This is a genomic window from Pantoea sp. WMus005, assembly GCF_013415305.1.
In the GTDB taxonomy this organism is placed as follows: Bacteria; Pseudomonadota; Gammaproteobacteria; order Enterobacterales; family Enterobacteriaceae; genus Pantoea; species Pantoea rara.
Genome location: NZ_JACBXU010000001.1, coordinates 230,644 through 251,522 on the forward strand (window position 1 = coordinate 230,644; position 20,879 = coordinate 251,522).

Consider the following 20,879-nt stretch of genomic DNA (forward strand, 5'->3'; position numbering starts at 1 on the left):
TTTATCTGAAAATTAAATTTACGGATTCACGCTTCTGAACCGCGTCATATCGCCAGTAGATGGATTGAACTCGCTTCTTCCCGCAGCGCCTGTTTTGAGATGAATGTTTAATATCAGGAATGATTTATGGCAGGGGTAGCCGTTCTTAACATTTGACACTGGCTGTGGCGGTTTCTATCACTCCAGAGAACAGGGACAGCCATGTCTAACTCTTCCTTTCAGTCCGAAATACCCAAGGCACGTATTAATTTAAAACTTGATTTGCATACGGGCGGTGCGAGCAAGAAAACCGAACTCCCCCTGAAATTACTGGTGGCAGGAGACTTCAGTCATGGGCAGGAGTCTGCACCTCTGTCTGAGCGAAAAAAAGTTAATCTGAACAAAAATAACTTTGACTCAGTACTTTCCGAATATTCCCCAAACGTCAATCTGACCGTTAAAAACACGCTGGCTGATGACGGCAGCGAAGACAACATCAGCCTGACCTTCCGGAGCATGAAGGATTTCACCCCGGAGCAGGTCTCCCGTCAAATACCTCAGCTAAAGGCGATGCTGTCCATGCGCAATCTGCTTCGCGACTTAAAAGCTAACCTGCTGGATAATCAGGCTTTCCGAAAAGAGCTGGAAAAAATTCTGCTCGACCCGGCATTAAGCGCAGAACTCCGCGCAGAACTGTCTGCTCTGGCCCCGAAACAGCCATAACGGTCAGGATGATTTAACGGATTAATAAGGAGGATATTGATGTCTGTAAAAATTGAGAATGTCGCGGGTGGCGAGAGCGTGGTGCTGGAACGTCCGGCTGCTGGTGGGGTTTATGCGTCTCTGTTTAAAAAAATCAATCTGAACCCGGTCTCCGAACTCAGTGCACTGGATATCTGGCAGGATGCGCAGGCGATGTCGGATGCGACTGCGGATGAACGTTTAACGGCGGGGATGCAGGTATTTCTGGAATGCCTGACGAAAGCGGGCTCAAAAGTTGAAAAACTCGACAAAAACCTGATTGACCATCATATCGCGGAGCTGGACTACCAGATTAGCCGTCAGCTGGATGCGGTAATGCATAGCGAAGAATTCCAGGCGGTGGAGAGCCTGTGGCGGGGCGTGAAATCGCTGGTCGACAAAACTGATTTCCGTCAGAACGTGAAAGTTGAACTGCTGGATATGTCCAAAGAAGACCTGCGTCAGGACTTCGAAGACTGCCCGGAAATCATCCAGAGTGGATTGTATAAACACACCTATATTAATGAGTATGACACCCCTGGCGGTGAGCCGATTGCCGCGCTGATTTCCGGCTACGAATTTGATGCTTCCGCTCAGGATGTAACGCTTCTGCGCAACATCTCTAAAGTGTCTGCTGCTGCGCATATGCCGTTTATCGGCTCCGCAGGCCCGAAATTTTTCCTCAAGGATTCGATGGAGGAAGTGGCGGCTATAAAAGATATCGGTAACTACTTTGACCGCGCTGAATATATCAAATGGAAGTCCTTTCGCGAGACGGACGATTCCCGCTATATCGGTCTGGTGATGCCGCGTGTCCTGGGCCGTCTGCCATATGGCCCGGATACCGTGCCGGTGCGCAGCTTCAATTACGTGGAAGAAGTGAAAGGCCCGGATCACGACAAATACCTCTGGACCAACGCCTCATTTGCCTTTGCATCCAACATGGTTCGCAGTTTTATTAATAACGGCTGGTGTGTGCAAATCCGTGGCCCGCAGGCCGGTGGTGCCGTTCAGGATCTGCCTATTCATCTGTACGATCTGGGCACCGGCAATCAGGTCAAGATCCCATCTGAAGTGATGATCCCTGAAACCCGTGAGTTTGAGTTTGCCAATCTCGGCTTCATTCCGCTCTCCTACTACAAGAACCGTGACTATGCGTGCTTCTTCTCGGCGAACTCGACCCAGAAACCAGCCCTGTATGACACCGCGGATGCCACAGCCAACAGCCGCATCAATGCCCGTCTGCCGTACATCTTCCTGCTGTCACGCATTGCTCACTACCTGAAGCTGATTCAGCGTGAAAACATCGGCACCACCAAGGACCGCCGTTTGCTGGAGCTCGAGCTCAACACCTGGGTGCGTAGTCTGGTGACGGAAATGACCGATCCGGGCGACGAGCTGCAGGCGTCTCACCCGCTGCGCGATGCCAAAGTGGTGGTGGAAGATATCGAAGATAACCCGGGCTTCTTCCGTGTGAAGCTGTATGCGGTACCGCACTTCCAGGTGGAAGGGATGGACGTCAACCTGTCACTGGTTTCCCAGATGCCGAAGGCGAAATCCTAAGTAAGGCAGGAAGCCCATGAAAACGGAACAACCGTTATGGGGCAGAGGCCAGATGGTCTCTCCCCAGCACTTCCAGCAACAGGCCGCGTATGCGGCCTGGTCTGTGGAATGTATCGCCCGGCTGGGTCTTGCCCAGCCCTGGGGAATGATCGAGGCCACGTTTGAGCCGGATGCACTGAAGCTGGGCTGTCTGCAGGCCCGTCATCTGCATATCCGCTTCCCTGACGGGACGCTTATCGATACGGATAATGCGGACGACCTGCCACCGGTGCTGTCGCTTGAGAGCGAGTCGCAGGCCGTGACGGTGGTCCTCGCCCTGCCGCTGCTGCGGGCCAATGGTGGCAACTGCCTGAAGCCTGATGAAGTGGCTGAACGCCCGGTACGTTTCCGCCAGCGCTGGCGGGATGTCCGCAACCGCTTTGGTGAAGATACCCGCCAGATTGCGGTCATTCAGCCTGAACTGACTTTGCGCTTTGCCCATCAGAACAACAGCGATTACCTGACCTGTCCGGTTGCCCGTCTGCAGCAGAACTCGCAGGGTAACTGGGCACCCGATGAGGCCTTTCTTCCTCCTCTGTTAGCGCTGCAGGGCAGCCGCTGGCTGGTCACCCAACTGGACCAACTGATGACGCAACTGCGTGCGCGTCTGACTCGTCTGATGGCCATGCGCCGTGAAAGCAATGAGCGGATGGCCGATTTTGCCGTGGCCGATGTGTCCCTGTTCTGGTTGCTCAATGCGCTGAACAGTGCTGAGCCGGTACTGGGGCAGTTCCAGCGTCACCCGCAAAGTCCGCCTGAGCGTCTGTATCCAGAGCTGGTAAGGCTCGCGGGCAGCCTGCTGACCTTCTCACTGGAGCACCAGGTCAGTGCCATTCCGGCCTGGCAGCATGAGCAGCTGAATAACGTCTTCCCGCCGCTGTTTGATTTGCTGGGCGATCTGCTGGAAGCCAGTCTGCCGTCGCGGGTGGTTTCCATTGAACTGGATTACGATCCGCGTCTGCATTTCTGGCAGGCCCGTCTGCACGATCCGCGTCTGCGCGAAGGCGCCGATTATTACCTCTCCGTTCGTTCGCCGATGTCGGTGGCACAGCTGCAGGAGCAGTTCCCGCGCCAGTGCAAGGTCGGCAGTCCCGATCACGTTCGCAGTATCGTCAACTCCTCCCGCGTGGGGGTGCCGCTGATGCCACTGCGTCATGTGCCGGCTGCCATTCCGCTGCGCCTGGAAAATCAGTATTTCAACCTTGATGTGACACACCCACTGGCCACCGAGATGTTGCAAAGCGGCAGCTGCATGTTTTATGTCCCGGGGATGCTCGGCGAGCCTGAACTTGAACTCTTTGCGGTACTGAGAACATGAGTGAGCATAAACGCGGTACGGCCGCGTCCATCGATATTGATGAGCTGCTGCAGGATACCTGGCTGCAGGCCATCAGCCTGCGCCACGGCCCGACGTTTCAGGACGGTGAGGGGCGGGTCCTGTGGGAGCGCTGTATTGCCGATGTGGAGCGGGTCCGGCAAGAGCTGAAAGCGCGTGAGCTGGACGAGGAGGGCTGTCAGCACATTCTTGCCGCGCAGTGTGCCCTGCTCGATGAGGCGGTGAAAGGTCGGGGCGTGGAGGATGACGCCTGCGTGCAGTGGTACAACATTCCGCTGCAGGGGCATTTCCTGGGCACCATGGATGCTGGCGATACGCTCTGTGACCGGATGCATGATGTCCTGCGTGAACCCGCCCCCGATGCGGCAGTACTGACCTGTTTTCAGCGGGTGATGATGCTGGGGTTCCTCGGCAGCTACCGCTCTCTGAACGATCCGGCGCGGCAGTCCCTCGTCAGTACGCTCAGTGAGCACGTCGCCCCCTTCAGCTATCCGCAGCCCCCCCCAGTACTGGCAGAAAGTCGTGCCGGACGGGGCATGGGGGGCTGGCTGGCCTCCTGGCCGGCGCGTATCGGCCTGAGCCTGCTCGTTGTGGCGGTGCTCTGGTGGGGGCTGGACTGCTGGCTTGACCAGACCCTGAAAGCCCTGTTGCCGGGAGCGGTGAAATGAGTCCTGCACAACAGCGCGGACTGGCATTGTGGGCTGCTCTGCTGAGCGCCGTGGTGTGCCTTGGGTTTCTCCCGGTGTCACAGCCGGTCTCGATCCTGCTTCTGCTGGGGACGCTGGGGGGCATCGTGGCGTGCTGGTTTGTGGCAAGCCGTCGCCAGAAGCAGGGCGATACTCTGAATCTGAATGACCTGCCTGACGCCACTTACCGCCAGCCGGTGCTGCTGGTCTGTGGCGATCTGCCACAGGCCTGGTCACAGCCGTCTCAGGTTCTGACCGTCACCCAGGGGTGCTGGATCCGGGTTGAAGACCATCAGGACCTGGAGCAGGTGGCGTGTCAGCTGTTATGGCTTCGTCCGGACTGGGGGCGGCAGCTGTCGGTAATGGTCAGCGTTTGCCCTCAGAAGCACGCAGACCGTGAAGCTCTGACCAGTCGTCTGCTGGCTTTGCGCTGGCAAATCAGCCAGCTGCGTAAGAAGAGTGGTCATTCCGTGCCACTGGTTCTGAACGGTCAGGCAGGCAGCGTCATGATGAACGACATGCTCTGGCAGGCGGCAATACCTGGCGAAGGGGTCAGCGTCTGGCGAGGATCGTCAGCGCCCTGCTCGATTGCCAGCTGGGTCACCACCGGCGGGGCGATGGCGATGCAGCAACAGGTACTGATGAACAGCCTGATGAGCTGGTTCCACCATCACGTTAAAGCGGTCTTCATGGATGAAAATCCGGATATCCCGGCCATTGCCCCGACCGCCGTGCTGTGGGGAATTGGGCCCATTCTGGCTGGCAGCCTGGCCTCATCCCTCTGGACAGCATCATTATCCCGCCACACCGCGATGCAACACGTCGCCGGATGGCAGCCCGTTGGCACCGACAGCACGGTGATGTCACTGTTCCCTGACTTTGTTCTGCCGCTGCTGCCAGAAGGCCAGGGGCTGACACCGCGGGGCAGGACGCTGCGTTGTGCTCTCGGGATGTTCACCCTGGCGGCGATGGCGGCACTGCTCAGCAGTGGCTGGAATAATCACCAGCTGCTGCAGCGAGTGAGCTTTGACATCACCCACTATGACCGTATTTCGATGGATGATTACGGCCCGAAGGCAGAGGCCGTGAAGGTGCTGCGTCAGGACGGCGCACTGCTGGATAACTGGTCGCGTAACGGTGAACCACTGAACATGAGTCTGGGTCTGTATCAGGGCGGGCATCTGCGCATGCCGGTGCTGGAAGCGATCCGCTCGTATGTGCCCCCGCCGCCGCCGCCCAAACCGCAGCCGAAACCCAAACTGGTTCCGAAAATCGTTCGTCTCGACAGCATGTCGCTGTTCGATTCCGGTAAATCTGAACTGAAATCGGGCTCCACCAAAATGCTGGTGACCTCCCTGGTCGGCATTAAGGCCAAACCGGGCTGGCTGATTGTGGTCAGTGGCCACACCGATAACACCGGCAACCCTCAACTGAATCAGACGCTCTCCCTGAGGCGTGCCGAAGCGGTACGCAACTGGATGCGTGACACCGGCGATGTGCCGGAAAGCTGTTTTGCGGTGCAGGGCTATGGCGAAAGCCGCCCGGTCGCCACGAACGACACCCCGGAAGGGCGCGCACTTAACCGTCGTGTCGAAATCAGTCTGGTTCCGCAGGCCGACGCCTGTCAGATACCGGGCAATCCCCTGGCGTCATCGGATGATGGCGCAGATAAAACTGTAATGGAGTAAATCACATGGCAATTCCTGTTTATCTTTGGCTGAAAGACGACGGCGGCGCGGACATCAAAGGGGCTGTGGACGTTCAGGATCGCGAAGGCAGCATCGAAGTGGTGGCACAGAAACACGATCTGTACATCCCGACCGACAACAACACCGGCAAGCTGACCGGTACCCGTATCCACACCCCGTTCCTGTTCACCAAGGAAATCGACTCCTCAAGCCCGTACCTGTACAAGGCGGTGACCACCGGTCAGACCCTGAAGTCTGCTGAATTCAAGTGGTACAAAATCAACGACGCGGGTCAGGAAGTGGAGTACTTCAACACCAAACTGGAAAACGTGAAAGTGGTGAAGGTGAATCCTGAAATGTATGACATCAAGGATCCATCCAAAGAGAAGCATAACCACCTTGAGCGCATTGAACTGCGCTACGAAAAAATCACCTGGACCTACAAAGACGGCAACATCATTCATTCCGATTCCTGGAACGAACGCGCCACCGCGTAAGACCAGAAGTGGGCAGCACATCCTGCCCGCTTTTTTGTTTTTGCTGAACGTCTGCCCTGCGGGCGCTGAGCAAAGAACCCCACAAACTGCCAGCCTGACCGTATGCGCTTTGGTACCCTTCCCGGGAAACAGCGATGGGCGGTAGCGTGTCCAGGAAACGACAAAGAGAGAAAGTCATGGAAAATCCAGCCATTCTGCTGCGACGTCTGAACCCTTACTGTGCCCGTGCGATGGAAGGGGCGGCTTCGCTCTGCCAGACCCGGGCGCATGCAGAAATTTTGCCTGAGCACTGGCTGCTGAAACTGCTTGAGCAGGGTGAAGGTGACCTGACGGTGCTGGCCCGCCGTTATGAGTGGGATATGGATGCGCTGTGGCAGGATATGCTGGCCTGGCTGGATAATCAGCCCCGCTCAGTTCGTCAGCGTCCACAGCTGTCCGCCAGCGTTCAGACCCTCCTGCAGGAAGCCTGGCTACTGGCATCCCTTGCCGGGGAAGGACAGATCCGCAGTGTTCATCTGCTGATGGCGCTGGTTGCTCAGCCAAAGCTGGCGCGCTGCGATGGCCTTTGGCCATTGCTGACGCTGGGCCAGAGCCAGCTTGAGCGACTGCGTCCGTTGCTGGATACGCAATCTGACGAGCGCCCGGACATGCAGCTGGAGGAAGAATTAGCCAAAAGCGATACGGTTGAGTTCGTGGGTCGCCCGGTCGGCGTTTCTGAAGGCAAAGAAGGCGAGTTGTCGCCTGCGCTGCAGAACGCGCTGGATAAATTCACCCTCGATGTCACCGCCAAAGCGAAATACGGCAAAATCGACCCGGTGTTTGGCCGTGATACCGAAATTCGCCAGATGGTGGACATCCTCTCCCGTCGCCGTAAAAACAACCCGATCCTGGTCGGCGAGCCGGGTGTCGGTAAAACGGCCCTGGTGGAAGGCCTGGCGCTGCGGATCTCCGAGGGCAATGTGCCCGAAAGCCTGAAAACCGTGGTACTGCGTACTCTGGACCTCGGTCTGCTACAGGCGGGCGCTGGCGTGAAGGGTGAGTTCGAACAGCGCCTGAAAAATGTCATCGATGCCGTGCAGCAGTCGCCGGTGCCTGTCCTGCTGTTTATCGACGAAGCGCACACCATCATCGGCGCGGGGAATTCGGCCGGGGGCGCGGATGCGGCCAATCTGCTGAAGCCTGCGCTGGCACGCGGCGAACTGCGCACCATCGCGGCCACTACCTGGTCCGAATACAAACAGTATTTCGAGCGTGATGCCGCGCTGGAGCGCCGCTTCCAGATGGTGAAAGTGGACGAGCCGGACGACGACACCGCCTGCCTGATGCTCAGGGGCCTGAAATCCCGCTACGCGGAACACCATGGCGTACATATCACTGACGATGCCGTCCGTGCCGCCGTCACGCTTTCTCGCCGCTACCTGACGGGCCGCCAGCTGCCGGACAAAGCCGTTGACCTGCTCGATACGGCCTCTGCCCGTGTGCGCATGAGTCTCGACACCGTGCCGGAAGCGCTGACGCAGTTTCGGGCGCAGCTCACCGCCCTGGACATCGAAAAGCAGGCGCTGCTGGAAGATATCGCGCTGGGTAATCATCGCCACGGCGAACGCCTGGCGGCGATTGAACAACAGCAGAACGATCTTATTGTTGAGCTCGACGTGCTGGAAACCCAGTATGGTCGCGAGCTGAGCCTGACGGAACAGCTGCTCGACGTGCGTCAGGACATCAGCCGTCAGACCGATATCAACAACCTGCAAAACCAGCTCTCCACGCTGCAGGGCAGCACGCCGCTGCTCTCGCTGGACGTGGACCCCCGCACCGTGGCCAACGTGATTGCCGACTGGACCGGCGTGCCGCTCTCCTCACTGATGAAAGATGAGCAGACCGAACTGTTGACCCTGGAAGCTGAAATCGGTAAGCGCGTGGTGGGTCAGGATATGTCCCTCAATGCCATTGCGCAGCGACTGCGGGCGGCGAAAACCGGTCTGACGTCTGAGAACGGCCCTCAGGGCGTGTTCCTGCTGGTCGGTCCGAGTGGAGTCGGTAAAACCGAGACCGCGCTGGCGCTGGCCGATGTGCTGTACGGTGGTGAAAAGTCACTCATTACCATCAACCTGTCCGAATATCAGGAGCCGCACACCGTTTCCCAGCTGAAGGGCTCCCCGCCGGGTTACGTCGGTTACGGCCAGGGCGGTATTCTGACCGAAGCGGTGCGCAAGCGTCCGTACAGCGTGGTACTGCTCGATGAAGTGGAAAAAGCCCACCGCGACGTGATGAATCTGTTCTATCAGGTCTTTGACCGCGGCTTTATGCGCGACGGCGAAGGGCGTGAAATTGACTTCCGTAATACCGTTATTCTGATGACCTCGAACCTTGGCAGCGACCACCTCATGCAGCTGCTGGATGAACAGCCAGACGCCAGCGAAAGCGACCTGCACGAACTGCTGCGCCCGATTTTACGTGACCACTTCCAGCCCGCGCTGCTGGCCCGCTTCCAGACGGTAATTTACCGTCCGCTGGCAGAAACGGCCATCCGCACCATCGTGGAGATGAAGCTCAGCCAGGTGAGCCAGCGCCTGAAGCGTCACTACGGGCTGACCACGCAGATTGGCGATAGCCTGTATGACACGCTGACCGTGGCCTGCCTGTTGCCGGATACCGGTGCGCGTAACGTTGATAGTCTTCTCAACCAGCAAATCCTGCCAGTACTGAGTCAGCAGTTGCTGACCCATATGGCCGCGAAGCAGAAGCCCAAATTACTGACCCTGGAGTGGAGCGACGAGGAGGGCATTGTACTGGAGTTTGATACCCCAGCCACTGAACCAGAAGGAACTGACGCATGAGCACGAATTTTAAAATCCTCTTCAGCCACAATCACCACGGACTTTCGGTAAAAGGCTGTGAGTCCGGGCTGGACGTTCTGGCCTTTGAGGGTCACGAAGCCCTGAGTCAACCGTTCAGCTACCGTATTGAGTTCACCAGTGGCGATCATGCCATCAGCAAGGAAATGATGCTGATGAAAGCCGCTTCCCTGACGCTGCAGGCACCGGTGGATCAAGGCTATGGCATTAAGGTGCAACAGGCCGTTCGCGTCATTCAGGGGATAGTCAGCGGTTTTGAATGCCTCAGTACCTCAAAAGACGAAACACACTATGCCCTGACGCTGACCCCACGTATGGCGTTGCTCAGCCGTTCACACCAGAACGCCATCTACCAGGATATGTCGGTTCCACAGATTGTTGAAAAAATCCTGCGCGAGCGCCACAACATGCGCGGCCAGGATTTTCTGTTCTCACTGACTCAGGACTATCCGCGCCGCGAGCAGGTGATGCAGTACGGCGAGGACGATCTGCATTTTATCACCCGCCTGCTGGGCGAAGTGGGCATCTGGTTCCGCTTTACCACCGACACGCGCCTCAATATTGATGTGGTGGAATTTTACGACAGCCAGCAGGGCTATGAGAAAGGCCTGACCCTGCCATCTGTGCCGCCATCCGGCCAACACTCAAAAGGGGTGGACTCGGTCTGGGGCATGGAGTGCCACCACGCGGTGGTGCAAAAGCAGGTCAGCACCCGCGATTACAACTACCGCGCGGCAAACGAGGACATGAACATCCAGGTCGATGTGACCCGGGGGGACGCCACCACCTACGGTGATGCCTATCACTATGCCGACAATTACCTGACGCCGGGCAGTAAATACGACCGCCATCCGGCCCCGGAATCCGGGGCGTTCTGTGCCCGTATTCGCCACGAACGTTACCTGAATGGTCAGACACAAACCCGCGCCATCACCAGCTGCCCGACACTCTTTCCGGGTATGCTGTTAAAGGTCACCGGCGGCTATGAGGTGGCAGAGGTGTTTGCGCAGGGCGTGGCCATCACGACGATGCACACGCACGCCCGTCGTGACGAAGATTTTGGTGTTAATTTTGAGGGTATCCCGGACAGCCCCGATTTTTGCTTCCGTCCTGAGCCTGGCTCACGCCCGGTGATGGCTGGCACATTGCCGGCACGCGTCACGAGCACCACCGGGAACGACACCTACGGCCACATCGATAAAGACGGGCGCTATCGCGTCAACATGCTGTTTGACCGTGATAACCGGGAGGCCGGGTTCGAGAGCCTGTGGGTGCGCCAGTCCCGCCCGTATGCCGGCGACACTTACGGTCTGCACCTGCCGCTGCTGGCGGGCACCGAAGTGGCGATTGGTTTTGAGGACGGTAACCCGGACCGGCCGTACATTTCCGGCGTGCTGCACGACTCGGCGCACGGCGACCATGTCACCATCCGGAACTACAAACGTAACGTCCTGCGCACCCCGGCGAATAATAAAATCCGCCTCGATGACAGCCGCGATCAGGAGCATATCAAGCTCTCAACCGAATATGGCGGCAAGAGCCAGCTGAACCTCGGCCATCTGGTAGACAGCGAGCGGCAAAAGCGCGGCGAGGGCTTTGAGCTCAGAACCGACAGCCGGGGAGCCATCCGGGCGCAGAAAGGGATGTTCATCAGCGCTGATGGCCAGACGAAAGCACAGGGTCAGGTGCTGGAGATGCAGCCAGCCGTCAGTAACCTGGGCGATGCCCGGGAGCAGATGACATCCATCTCAGAGGACGCTCAGAAAGCGACGGCGAATCCCGCTGACCTGCAGGCGCAGGTCAAACTGCTGGAGCAGCAATTAACGGAGCTCAGGAAATCGGTACTGCTGATGAGTGCGCCCGACGGTATGGCGCTGACCAGTGGACAGCATCTGCAGCTCTCAGCCAGTCAGAACCTGATCGCCACAGCCGGCAAGAATGCCGATATCAGCGTAGTGAAGAATCTGTTTGTGGGGGTTGGTAATGCGCTCAGCATGTTTGTGCGCAAGCTCGGTATAAAGCTCATTGCTAATCAGGGACCAGTAAAAATTCAGGCGCAAAATGATCTGATGGAATTGCTGGCACGTAAAGAAATCAGCATTGTCAGCACGGAAGATGAAATCAAAATCATCGCGAAGAAGAAGCTGACAGTAAATGGCGGCGGGAGTTATATCACTCTGGATGTTAATGCCATTGAATCTGCGACGATGGGTGATTTCAGAACAAGGGCCGGGCATTATGCCAGACAAACGCGAGCGCAGCATAAGCCTGATATTTCACCTTTAGCCAATGCTATCGACGACGGCAGCCACAATATTCGTTATTTGTGTGCAGATGATAATGGAATACCGATGCTGAATACTCCTTACAGGGCATTTTTGGCTGATGGCTCAGTACTGGAAGGTGTTAGTGATGATGAAGGGTATACGAGGCTGTTTACTTCTGCACAGACTCAGGATGTGTTGCTGCATATGATGCCGGGAGTTATCAATGCCTAAGTATAATTTCTACACAAAAATTGAATCGAATGTTCCAGTATCCAATCTGTTTTACGATCTTAATGTATATAAAAATGATGCTAATAATAAAAAACATATTCTGCTGTCAGTGACGCAACAACCAATAGATCCTGGTTATTATACTCAGCCTCATGATACGAATGAGACTGATGATGATTTGTCAGTGATCTACATCATAGAAATTAATTTGTACCGTAAACACGGTGGCAAGTTGATTTCGGTGCTATCATCCCCGGCGAAAAAAATGTATACACTTGGTGAAATAGCCTCCGGGAAAGCATACTCTAAAAATAAAAGAGAAAATATCTGTTATTTTGAGACTAAAACTCAGACTAAACCCACGAATGATAACGGTGATGAAAATATTCATAATGTAAAGATCACTTGTCTGGAAAGATCATTTATAGCGAAAGAGTATCCAATCGGCAGTCCTGATAATCCTTTTGATAGACGAAAGATAGAAAACCAGATTGCATCAAGGATGAATCATAGCAGTTACCCTGATCAGGGGCGAACCAGTTTATGCGGGCCTGCTTCCTTCTTTTACTGCCTACAAATGGACAGGCCGGATGTATATAAACAGGCTGCGTATGAACTCTGGTTGTATGGGAAAACTAAAATAGGTACTCTGGATATTTCGCCAGGAGATGGATGCAGACACCCTAAAGGAGCATTCTATGATGATTACGGTAGAGAAGCAGTATCAGGTTTGGACTGGATCACATTAGCTAGCTTGAGGGATTCTGAAAATTCACTAATGAGTTATGATGAAGTGGACGATCAGCTCGCAGGAATAACTATGTGGGGGAAGTTGAGTGAATGGTTTGAAAAAGCAGGATATGAGAAAATATTCGATAATATTAGCCTTACACATGCTAACGAAAAAGATATAGTAAAGCTTAATTCATATGCTAATCAAGGATACAGAGTTGTAACTCTCATATCCGCAGGGATGTTAAAAGGATGGGGGGATGGTGATTCATCGTCAAAGAATCATTGGATTGTTTGGGATAAACCTGTTTGTAAGGTTGTTGGTGGAGATATAACTACCAAAGATAGTGATGAATTAATTGAATTGAAGCTTTTCTCTTGGGGAAGAGTGGATTGGCAAACAAAAGATAAAAGCAGTCTTAGCTACTTTGCTAAGCATGTTTTTGGAGGGTTGGTTTTTAAACCAATAAAATGAGCATGAAAAAAATAATTATTTTTATTATTTTCTTTGTTTCTGCCTGTGCAAATCCAGCACCGAATTTTTCACCAAAAGGAAGTAACCTCCCTGATGGGGTTGTGTGGCAGGACTATTTGGCTGAAATTGAAATAACCAATGCTGTTTTATTCAAAAAAAATATCGATGTAGATATCTCACCTATAGATTCAGGTTTGAAATGGAAGCCTGAAGTGAATACCTTAAAAAGGGGAGGGAGGGAAAGAGAAGAGGAGGACTATCATCATATAATAATTAGTGGTAAACCTAAAAAGATAGGTGAAATACTGATTCATATTCATGGATACTCTATGGGGACATCAACGCCGGGAAGCCAAATTGATAAGACATATATGATAAGAATAATTAATTATGAGGATGGCATTATTTATCGGTAAATTTGGAATATACCCGTAAACATGTTTTTAGAGGCTTGACTTTCAACCTGTTGAGTTAAATGTTTTATCTTTTTCTTTAGCTTTATTGTTTCCAGTCGTACCGGGATTCACCCAGTGGTACTGTCTGAAAAATCTTTCTTGGCAAAAGATATAAAGTTGTAAGCTTAATCTCTGCTGGCATTCTATCGGATTTTCCTGGTGATAGCTCATCAAAGAATCATTGGATATTTGGGGCTAAACAAGTGAAGTGCAGTAATGGAGTAGTTATATCCGAACTTACCTCCGGTGAAGATGCTGTGGATTTAAATTTATTCTCGTGGTGGACAGTTGGAAGTCAACTGAAGAATAACATTAGTTTGGGTTTTTTTATGAAACATACATTCGGAAGGTTAGTTTTTAGACCAATTAAATAACATATAATTTTTAGAGTGATTATATGCCCCATTATCTTACTGAGTGCATCATGCTCTTCATCTTATATTGATTATAATCCATCTGGAGATTTCTTGCCGAATGGGAAAGTCGGTGTGATTTATAAGCAAGAGATTATTATCGGAGCTGGTCTAGATGATAATCCGGCATTTCTGACTGATAAAAATGCAAGTGTAAATGTCTATCCCTATGATATAGGACTGCATGTAGTAGCTACAAATAAAAGAAAAGATGGATTGCCTATATACAATCATATTATTACTGGGGTGCCATTAAAATCGGGTGAGGTGAAGATATCTATATCTGGCTATACTTATGGCTCTATGTACACGAAAGCTAGTAGAATTGATAAAACCTATTCATTAGAAATTAAATAAATGCAAGGCCAAGTCGATCAATTAGTGAGATCTGTTAATTGAAATGAAGTTTTTCTCTTGGAGTGAGGCTTAAGATAATTCACTTCGAGCATCATCAATATTAGTTGAATTTTTAAGTTGTACTTTTGGAGGAATGGTATTCACAAAAATACCATAATTAAAATGAAAAAATATTTTTCGTCATTTCTTTTTACTTTGTTTATGACTGGTTGTGGCAATAATGTTGCATTCGAACCCAATAACTTGCCTGATGGATATGTTGGTCAGAAATATTATGTGCCCATAACTATTTCTGGAGGGACAGGGCCAGTTGTTGATTTTAATTATGATATTCACCCATCAAATTCAGGTTTGAAATTGACATTTGCTGAAAAAAATATCATACAAAATATATATATAATAACTTCACTATTCAAGGTAAGCCAAAAACAAAAGGAATTATAACAATTAGCATAACTGGCGGTTTGGTTGCTAGTGCTGGGGGAACTTTCGTAAAGAAATACGAGGTTAATGTTTTGAATTAGATTGATGGCGTAAGTGTTACTGTCAAAATTTTAAATTGATTTGAACTAATATTTTTTCTTTGTAGGGATTGGCGAAAGATTATAAAAGCAGGATTGACTACTTATCTAAGCATTTTTTGGGGGGAGTGATTTTCAAACCGCTGAGCTAAATGAAATGTTTTATTTGTATTTAAATTTTTATTGTGTCCGACTGCACCGCTTCTCGCCTAACAGTTTTGCCTGAAAAATGAACTCATAATTGCAACAGTTAATTACAATTACCGGGATGTTATTGAAATAAATGGTGGTGCTGTTAATGAATTCAGTGTGTCAGTAAGTATAACTCCAAATGGTTCAGGGCTGGTATGGAATCCGAAAGAAATAAAATATAGTTTTGGTGGAGAAGATGGAGTAAATAAAGATTACCATCGTATCATTATATCTGGTATCCCGAAAAATCAGGTGATTATCCCGTAACTGTTTCTGGGTTTACTCTTGGTACGTTGCATTCCGGTCAAGATTTCTATAATAAATATACGATAAAGATCAAACAGTAGCTAATTCACTTAGTGCATATCTGGTGTTTTAGAACATAATTTTTCTGCCAATGTGAAGGAATACAATGAGCATCAATCCCCCGATCAGATTCAGCCACAATCATCACCAGCTGTCGGTTATAGGATGTGAAGCAGAACTCGATGTGCTGGCGTTTGAAGGCTATGAAGCCCTGAGCGCGCCGTTCAGTTACCGTATTGAATTTACCAGCGCTGAACATGCCATCAGTAAAGAGACGATGCTGATGAAAGCGGCTTCCCTGACGCTGCAGGCCCCGGTAGACCAGGGTTACGGCATCAAAATGCAACAGGCCGTTCGCGTCATTCAGGGGGTAGTCAGCGGTTTTGAATGCCTGAGTACCTCAAAAGACGAAACACACTATGCCCTGACGCTGACCCCACGTCTGGCGTTGCTCAGCCGTTCACACCAGAACGCCATCTACCAGGATATGTCGGTTCCACAGATTGTTGAAAAAATTCTGCGCGAGCGCCACAACATGCGCGGCCAGGATTTTCTGTTCTCACTGACTCAGGACTATCCGCGCCGCGAGCAGGTGATGCAGTACGGCGAGGACGATCTGCATTTTATCACCCGCCTGCTGGGCGAAGTGGGCATCTGGTTCCGCTTTACCACCGACACGCGCCTCAATATTGATGTGGTGGAATTTTACGACAGCCAGCAGGGCAATGAGAAAGGCCTGACCCTGCCATCTTTGCCGCCATCCGGCCAGCACTCAAAAGGGGTGGACTCGGTCTGGGGCATGGAGTGCCACCACGCGGTGGTGCAAAAGCAGGTCAGCACCCGCGATTACAACTACCGCGCGGCAAACGAGGACATGAACATCCAGGTCGATGTGACCCGGGGGGACGCCACCACCTACGGTGATGCCTATCACTATGCCGACAATTACCTGACGCCGGGCAGTAAATACGACCGCCATCCGGCCCCGGAATCCGGGGCGTTCTGTGCCCGTATTCGCCACGAACGTTACCTGAATGGTCAGACACAAACCCGCGCCATCACCAGCTGCCCGACACTCTTTCCGGGTATGCTGTTAAAGGTCACCGGCGGCTATGAGGTGGCAGAGGTGTTTGCGCAGGGCGTGGTCGTCACGGCGATGCACACGCACGCCCGTCGTGACGAAGATTTTGGTGTTAATTTTGAGGGTATCCCGGACAGCCCCGATTTTTGCTTCCGTCCTGAGCCTGGCTCACGCCCGGTGATGGCTGGCACATTGCCGGCACGCGTCACGAGCACCACCGGGAACGACACCTACGGCCACATCGATAAAGACGGGCGCTATCGCGTCAACATGCTGTTTGACCGTGATAACCGGGAGGCCGGGTTCGAGAGCCTGTGGGTGCGCCAGTCCCGCCCGTATGCCGGCGACACTTACGGTCTGCACCTGCCGCTGCTGGCGGGCACCGAAGTGGCGATTGGTTTTGAGGACGGTAACCCGGACCGGCCGTACATTTCCGGCGTGCTGCACGACTCGGCGCACGGCGACCATGTCACCATCCGGAACTACAAACGTAACGTCCTGCGCACCCCGGCGAATAATAAAATCCGCCTCGATGACAGCCGCGATCAGGAGCATATCAAGATCTCCACCGAATACGGCGGCAAGAGTCAGCTGAATCTCGGGCATTTAGTGGATGCAGAGAAGCAGAAGCGCGGCGAGGGATTTGAGCTCAGAACCGACAGCCGGGGAGCCATCCGGGCGCAGAAAGGGATATTCATCAGCGCCGATGGCCAGACGAAAGCACAGGGCCAGGTGCTGGAGATGCAGCCGGCGGTCAGCAATCTGGGTGACGCCCGGGAGCAGATGACATCCATCTCCGATGACGCGCAGAAGGCGACCGCGAACCCGGCGGACCTCCAGGCACAAATCAAAGTGCTGGAACAGCAGCTTACAGACCTCAAAAAATCGGTACTGCTGCTCAGCGCGCCCGACGGTATGGCGCTGACCAGCGGACAGCATCTGCAGGTATCTGCCGGGCAGAACCTGATAGCCACTGCCGGCAAGAATGCCGATATCAGCGTGGTGAAGAATCTGTTTGTGGGGGTTGGTAATGCGCTCAGCGTGTTTGTGCGTAAGCTCGGGATAAAGCTCATTGCCAATCAGGGTCCAGTGAAAATACAGGCACAAAATGACCTGATGGAACTGGTCGCGCGCGGCGGGCTGAATATTACCAGTACTGAGAATGAGATCCACATAACGGCAAATAAGCGTGTAGTGATCAATGGCGGCGGGAGCTACATCAACCTGGATGCCAACGGGATTGAATCCGCCACTCAGGGGGAGTACCGGACTAAAGCCGGGCATTATGGGCGAAAAGATAAGGCCAGTGAGCCAAAAGACTTCCCGAATGTGGCACCTGAAACGACCGAACCTTCCAGTAACTTCAGCTTTTCCTGACAGGGAGTCACAACATGATCATCAGTCCTCCGTTTCTGAGAGATAAAGATGCCACTCAGTCTGACGCAGACTGGATTGAAGCGATGATGCCTGTCAATGCTCGCCGGGGATATCCTCTCAATACATCAGAGTCCTGGCATGGGGGCATCCATATATCGCATACGGACGCAGGGACAACGCCGGAGAAAGTAAGGACAATTGCTGACGGGACGGTGGTATCGTTCCGTAAGCCCGCCCCGCCAGAGAAAAGAGACCAGTTCCCACTGAAGTATGCTCCTGTCAGGGGAACAGATGATGGCTATGTCCTGTTGAAACATGAGACAGAAATCGGTTCCGGGGAGGACGGTAAGGTTGTTTTTTACTCTCTGTATATGCATCTGAAGTTTCTGGAGGCAGAGATAAAAGCGGATGCCAAAATCTACCGTAAAGACCCGCTTGGCTCTTCCGGAATGACTGACGGCCAGAATGAATTTCACTTCCAGGTTTTCTGCGACGATGACAACATCAAAAAAATGACAGGCAGAAAAACGAAGGCGCTGGATATTTCGAAAGATGGTCGAACCGATGCAATTTACGGTGATATCCATTTTTATCTGCCACCAGGAACAAAGTTTTATGACAAGGCGCCGGCAGATAACAGCACCTCCATCACCGGGCTTTCTGAACTCTATACCAGCAATGCGCCTCTGTATGCCAGCATGACTCTGGCACAAGGCAACTGTACGATGGTGACCCGGCAAAAAAATACGCAAATTGACGGGAAGTATAATCTGCTGGGCGAGCCGCAGGTTAACGCCGATGGCGAAGACTATGAATACAATCTTTATAAAACCGCGATGCGGAATTATAAGGAGAGCCCCAGCGCCGGATTTGAGCTGCTTCGTTTTGGCCGGGTCATCAATACGGAGCATGAAACGCTGGTGCCGGCAGATGCCCCACTTTGGATGACGGTTAATTACCCGGGCGGGCAAGGAGTGGTCAATTTGGCTGATCCTAATATTAAAAAGTTCAGTGACGCGGATTTTCCACACTGGACTGGCTGGCAGCTGGTTGACGATGACGCGGATTCCAATAGCCAGTGCAATTCCGCAGCGATCGCTTCGCTGAATGAAAATGGTGACTATGACAATCAGTGCAGCAAGTTGATATGTCATTTCCCGTTTGAGTGGGAAAAAAGTACCGTAGATACCCGGTTCTCGTGGCTGAAAATCGGCAGTGACGAGCATGATCCTATGTCGGAAGAAGATTATGCGAAGTTTAAGGCTCACGCTGAAGCGCTGTGTTTTGATTCTGGTTCTTTGGCATCGGGGCGTTTGTGGCACTTTGAGCCAAAGGCATTTATTCGGCAATTTAGAAAATGTGGCTGGCTTGATAGTGAAGTAATTGAAAAAATAATGGTGGCAAATACTAAGCCAACGGCAAAGTTGCAAATCAGTAAGATAAGTAAGAAGGTAACTGAATATTACGGTGATATAAATGCCATACTTAATAAATACAATCTTTATAGTGCCAATAGAAAATGTCATTTTCTTGGGCAGGGGGCTGTTGAATCCGGGAGTTTGCTGTCAATGCAGGAGATTAGTCAGCAACAACTGATAGAGAACGGTGTCCACAAAGGTGGTGGGATTGTTGACCTGTCAACCAAAAATGAAGCGGAGCTCGCGCATTGGTATGGAGAGTTAACAGAAGAAAAAGACGATTATTTTTCTGGTAAAAAATACAATTCAAAAGGGAATGTTATCACAGGGTCCTACAGCTGGATTAATGGGAATTGTGGTGATGTTGATGCCCAGAAATACAGAGGGCGTGGTTTTAAAATGCTCACTGGGCTCGATACTTATTCTAGCTATTGGGTATATCGAGGGTGGCTCTCAGTAAGTGACTTTGATCGATATTGGTGGGATGACCCTCAATACAAAAAGAAAAATGCAGCAAAAATGAAAAAACGTAGTCCTCAGATAGACTCACCACAAAAAATAACAGAAAGTAGTTATAATTGCATTGATACTGGCGGTTTTTTCATCGTTGGGTTTAAAGATAAAACGGTGAAAATAATGGATGGGGATAAAAATGGCAAAGCAGATGATGATCAGGTTATTGAAAATGTTACCTCTGCAATAAATGGTGCTGACAAAGGTCTTGCAGAGAGAAAAATCTTTAAGAAAAGAGCTAAGGAGGTGATTGGTGATGACGTTTAATAAAGCATTTTTAACTTCAATGATGTACTTTATGGCTACGTTTAGCTCTTGGGGGGCATATTACAATACCATTAAAGTTGATGGTTATATGATTAGTCTTAATAAAAATAACCAAGGGGTGGTTGATGTACATAGTGACACCTCGAAAGTTTCCGCTTCATGTAAAATTAAAAATTGGAATAGCAAGTACTATTTAGGGGCTGGAATACTCGCTTTGACAAGTGATAAGGTTGGTGTGATTGTTGCTGGGAGCAATATGTTTTTAAAAACAAAGGAGTTGGAGGCTTGTAATAACAAATTCGTAAATCTATATAGCGTAGATTATTTAGACCAAAAATTATCTACTCTTGTCGATGTTAACTTCGATAAAAAACTGATTCTCGCTTTAATTCCCATTGATGCCCAATCACGAGCGCACCAAGCGATACTGTCAAGTTTTGATGGGAAAAAGAATGTTATCTCTGGGAAAGGTTTTTGGAATCCACGTGTAAAGGATGTGAATATTTTGGATGATACATTTCCTGTAACTGATGACTTTTACATCGGAAAAATATCAGCTAATGGAATGTACGTTGCTCCTAACGATCTTGATTGTTCTGTAGATTCTTTTCCTGGTGTGTGGGATATAATCAAAAAAATGAAGGTGACATTCCCTGATGATAAAGATGATGCTGTGATTGACAGTAAATGCAAAAAGCTTTTTTCGGGTGATAAAACACTTGATGAGTTGGATGGGAAGCTTATCAATACGAAATGATGCTATTACAAATGACTATTTATTATCAGGGCATCAATTTTCTTGTGAGTCATCAGTAATTGATCACAATCTTACTTTTTCATGAGGTGTAAGCTATGGATTATCAATCCTCAGTAAATTTACTCTTTTA

At 51.4% G+C, this 20,879-nt stretch carries 16 protein-coding genes; all 16 read left to right on the forward strand.

Going from position 1 to position 20,879, the window contains the following annotated elements; all coding sequences use genetic code 11:
- Positions 1-201: 201 nt before the first annotated feature.
- The 16 genes from tssB to HZZ01_RS01165 all read left to right on the forward strand — a co-directional run bounded on the left by tssB (position 202) and on the right by HZZ01_RS01165 (position 20,749).
- Positions 202-702 (forward strand): type VI secretion system contractile sheath small subunit, encoded by a 501-nt coding sequence (gene tssB, locus HZZ01_RS01090; RefSeq protein ID WP_179895142.1) that lies wholly within the window; start codon positions 202-204, stop codon positions 700-702.
- A 39-nt stretch (positions 703-741) separates the two neighbouring features.
- Entirely contained in the window at positions 742-2,283 is a 1,542-nt protein-coding gene (gene tssC / locus HZZ01_RS01095) for a type VI secretion system contractile sheath large subunit (protein WP_179895143.1), read from the forward strand.
- Between the two features lie 16 nt (positions 2,284-2,299).
- Positions 2,300-3,640: a type VI secretion system baseplate subunit TssK gene (gene tssK, locus HZZ01_RS01100; RefSeq protein ID WP_179895144.1), complete on the forward strand. Its 1,341-nt coding sequence runs from the start codon at positions 2,300-2,302 to the stop codon at positions 3,638-3,640.
- Positions 3,637-4,326, forward strand: a complete 690-nt coding sequence (tssL, locus tag HZZ01_RS01105; protein ID WP_179895145.1) for a type VI secretion system protein TssL, short form — start codon at positions 3,637-3,639, stop codon at positions 4,324-4,326. Before tssK ends, tssL begins: the two co-directional genes overlap by 4 nt.
- Positions 4,323-6,032 carry an OmpA family protein gene (locus HZZ01_RS01110; RefSeq protein ID WP_179895146.1) on the forward strand — a complete coding sequence of 570 codons (1,710 nt, stop codon included), beginning with the start codon at positions 4,323-4,325 and terminating at the stop codon, positions 6,030-6,032. The genes tssL and HZZ01_RS01110 overlap by 4 nt, the downstream gene beginning before the upstream one ends.
- Positions 6,033-6,037: 5 nt before the next feature.
- Positions 6,038-6,529 (forward strand): Hcp family type VI secretion system effector, encoded by a 492-nt coding sequence (locus tag HZZ01_RS01115; protein WP_179895147.1) that lies wholly within the window; start codon positions 6,038-6,040, stop codon positions 6,527-6,529.
- Between the two features lie 176 nt (positions 6,530-6,705).
- Positions 6,706-9,369: a type VI secretion system ATPase TssH gene (gene tssH / locus HZZ01_RS01120; RefSeq protein WP_179895148.1), complete on the forward strand. Its 2,664-nt coding sequence runs from the start codon at positions 6,706-6,708 to the stop codon at positions 9,367-9,369.
- A complete protein-coding gene (locus HZZ01_RS01125; RefSeq protein WP_179895149.1) occupies positions 9,366-11,885 on the forward strand; it encodes a type VI secretion system Vgr family protein in 2,520 nt (839 codons plus the stop codon). Before tssH ends, HZZ01_RS01125 begins: the two co-directional genes overlap by 4 nt.
- Positions 11,878-13,092 (forward strand): hypothetical protein, encoded by a 1,215-nt coding sequence (locus tag HZZ01_RS01130; RefSeq protein ID WP_179895150.1) that lies wholly within the window; start codon positions 11,878-11,880, stop codon positions 13,090-13,092. Before HZZ01_RS01125 ends, HZZ01_RS01130 begins: the two co-directional genes overlap by 8 nt.
- Positions 13,093-13,094: 2 nt before the next feature.
- The gene (locus HZZ01_RS01135) at positions 13,095-13,508 is read left to right on the forward strand and encodes a hypothetical protein (protein WP_179895151.1); all 414 of its coding nucleotides are present in this window, start codon (positions 13,095-13,097) and stop codon (positions 13,506-13,508) included.
- Between the two features lie 506 nt (positions 13,509-14,014).
- A complete protein-coding gene (locus HZZ01_RS01140; protein ID WP_179895152.1) occupies positions 14,015-14,317 on the forward strand; it encodes a hypothetical protein in 303 nt (100 codons plus the stop codon).
- Positions 14,318-14,479: 162 nt separating this feature from the next.
- Positions 14,480-14,761 (forward strand): hypothetical protein, encoded by a 282-nt coding sequence (locus HZZ01_RS01145; protein ID WP_179895153.1) that lies wholly within the window; start codon positions 14,480-14,482, stop codon positions 14,759-14,761.
- 386 nt (positions 14,762-15,147) lie between these two features.
- A complete protein-coding gene (locus HZZ01_RS01150) occupies positions 15,148-15,297 on the forward strand; it encodes a hypothetical protein (protein ID WP_179895154.1) in 150 nt (49 codons plus the stop codon).
- Between the two features lie 145 nt (positions 15,298-15,442).
- The gene (locus tag HZZ01_RS01155; protein WP_179895155.1) at positions 15,443-17,794 is read left to right on the forward strand and encodes a type VI secretion system Vgr family protein; all 2,352 of its coding nucleotides are present in this window, start codon (positions 15,443-15,445) and stop codon (positions 17,792-17,794) included.
- A gap of 14 nt (positions 17,795-17,808) precedes the next feature.
- Complete coding sequence (locus HZZ01_RS01160; RefSeq protein WP_179895156.1) at positions 17,809-19,992, forward strand: M23 family metallopeptidase; 2,184 nt, start codon at positions 17,809-17,811, stop codon at positions 19,990-19,992.
- A complete protein-coding gene (locus HZZ01_RS01165; protein WP_255434172.1) occupies positions 19,982-20,749 on the forward strand; it encodes a hypothetical protein in 768 nt (255 codons plus the stop codon). Before HZZ01_RS01160 ends, HZZ01_RS01165 begins: the two co-directional genes overlap by 11 nt.
- The last annotated feature ends 130 nt before the right edge of the window (positions 20,750-20,879 follow it).

What these genes read in the sequence shown, in the direction of transcription:
- tssB (WP_179895142.1), top strand. Translation starts at nt 202, where the DNA reads ATGTCTAACTCTTCCTTTCAGTCCGAAATACCCAAGGCACGTATTAAT.
- tssC (WP_179895143.1), top strand. Translation starts at nt 742, where the DNA reads ATGTCTGTAAAAATTGAGAATGTCGCGGGTGGCGAGAGCGTGGTGCTG.
- tssK (WP_179895144.1), top strand. Translation starts at nt 2,300, where the DNA reads ATGAAAACGGAACAACCGTTATGGGGCAGAGGCCAGATGGTCTCTCCC.
- tssL (WP_179895145.1), top strand. Translation starts at nt 3,637, where the DNA reads ATGAGTGAGCATAAACGCGGTACGGCCGCGTCCATCGATATTGATGAG.
- HZZ01_RS01110 (WP_179895146.1), top strand. Translation starts at nt 4,323, where the DNA reads ATGAGTCCTGCACAACAGCGCGGACTGGCATTGTGGGCTGCTCTGCTG.
- HZZ01_RS01115 (WP_179895147.1), top strand. Translation starts at nt 6,038, where the DNA reads ATGGCAATTCCTGTTTATCTTTGGCTGAAAGACGACGGCGGCGCGGAC.
- tssH (WP_179895148.1), top strand. Translation starts at nt 6,706, where the DNA reads ATGGAAAATCCAGCCATTCTGCTGCGACGTCTGAACCCTTACTGTGCC.
- HZZ01_RS01125 (WP_179895149.1), top strand. Translation starts at nt 9,366, where the DNA reads ATGAGCACGAATTTTAAAATCCTCTTCAGCCACAATCACCACGGACTT.
- HZZ01_RS01130 (WP_179895150.1), top strand. Translation starts at nt 11,878, where the DNA reads ATGCCTAAGTATAATTTCTACACAAAAATTGAATCGAATGTTCCAGTA.
- HZZ01_RS01135 (WP_179895151.1), top strand. Translation starts at nt 13,095, where the DNA reads ATGAAAAAAATAATTATTTTTATTATTTTCTTTGTTTCTGCCTGTGCA.
- HZZ01_RS01145 (WP_179895153.1), top strand. Translation starts at nt 14,480, where the DNA reads ATGAAAAAATATTTTTCGTCATTTCTTTTTACTTTGTTTATGACTGGT.
- HZZ01_RS01155 (WP_179895155.1), top strand. Translation starts at nt 15,443, where the DNA reads ATGAGCATCAATCCCCCGATCAGATTCAGCCACAATCATCACCAGCTG.
- HZZ01_RS01160 (WP_179895156.1), top strand. Translation starts at nt 17,809, where the DNA reads ATGATCATCAGTCCTCCGTTTCTGAGAGATAAAGATGCCACTCAGTCT.
- HZZ01_RS01165 (WP_255434172.1), top strand. Translation starts at nt 19,982, where the DNA reads ATGACGTTTAATAAAGCATTTTTAACTTCAATGATGTACTTTATGGCT.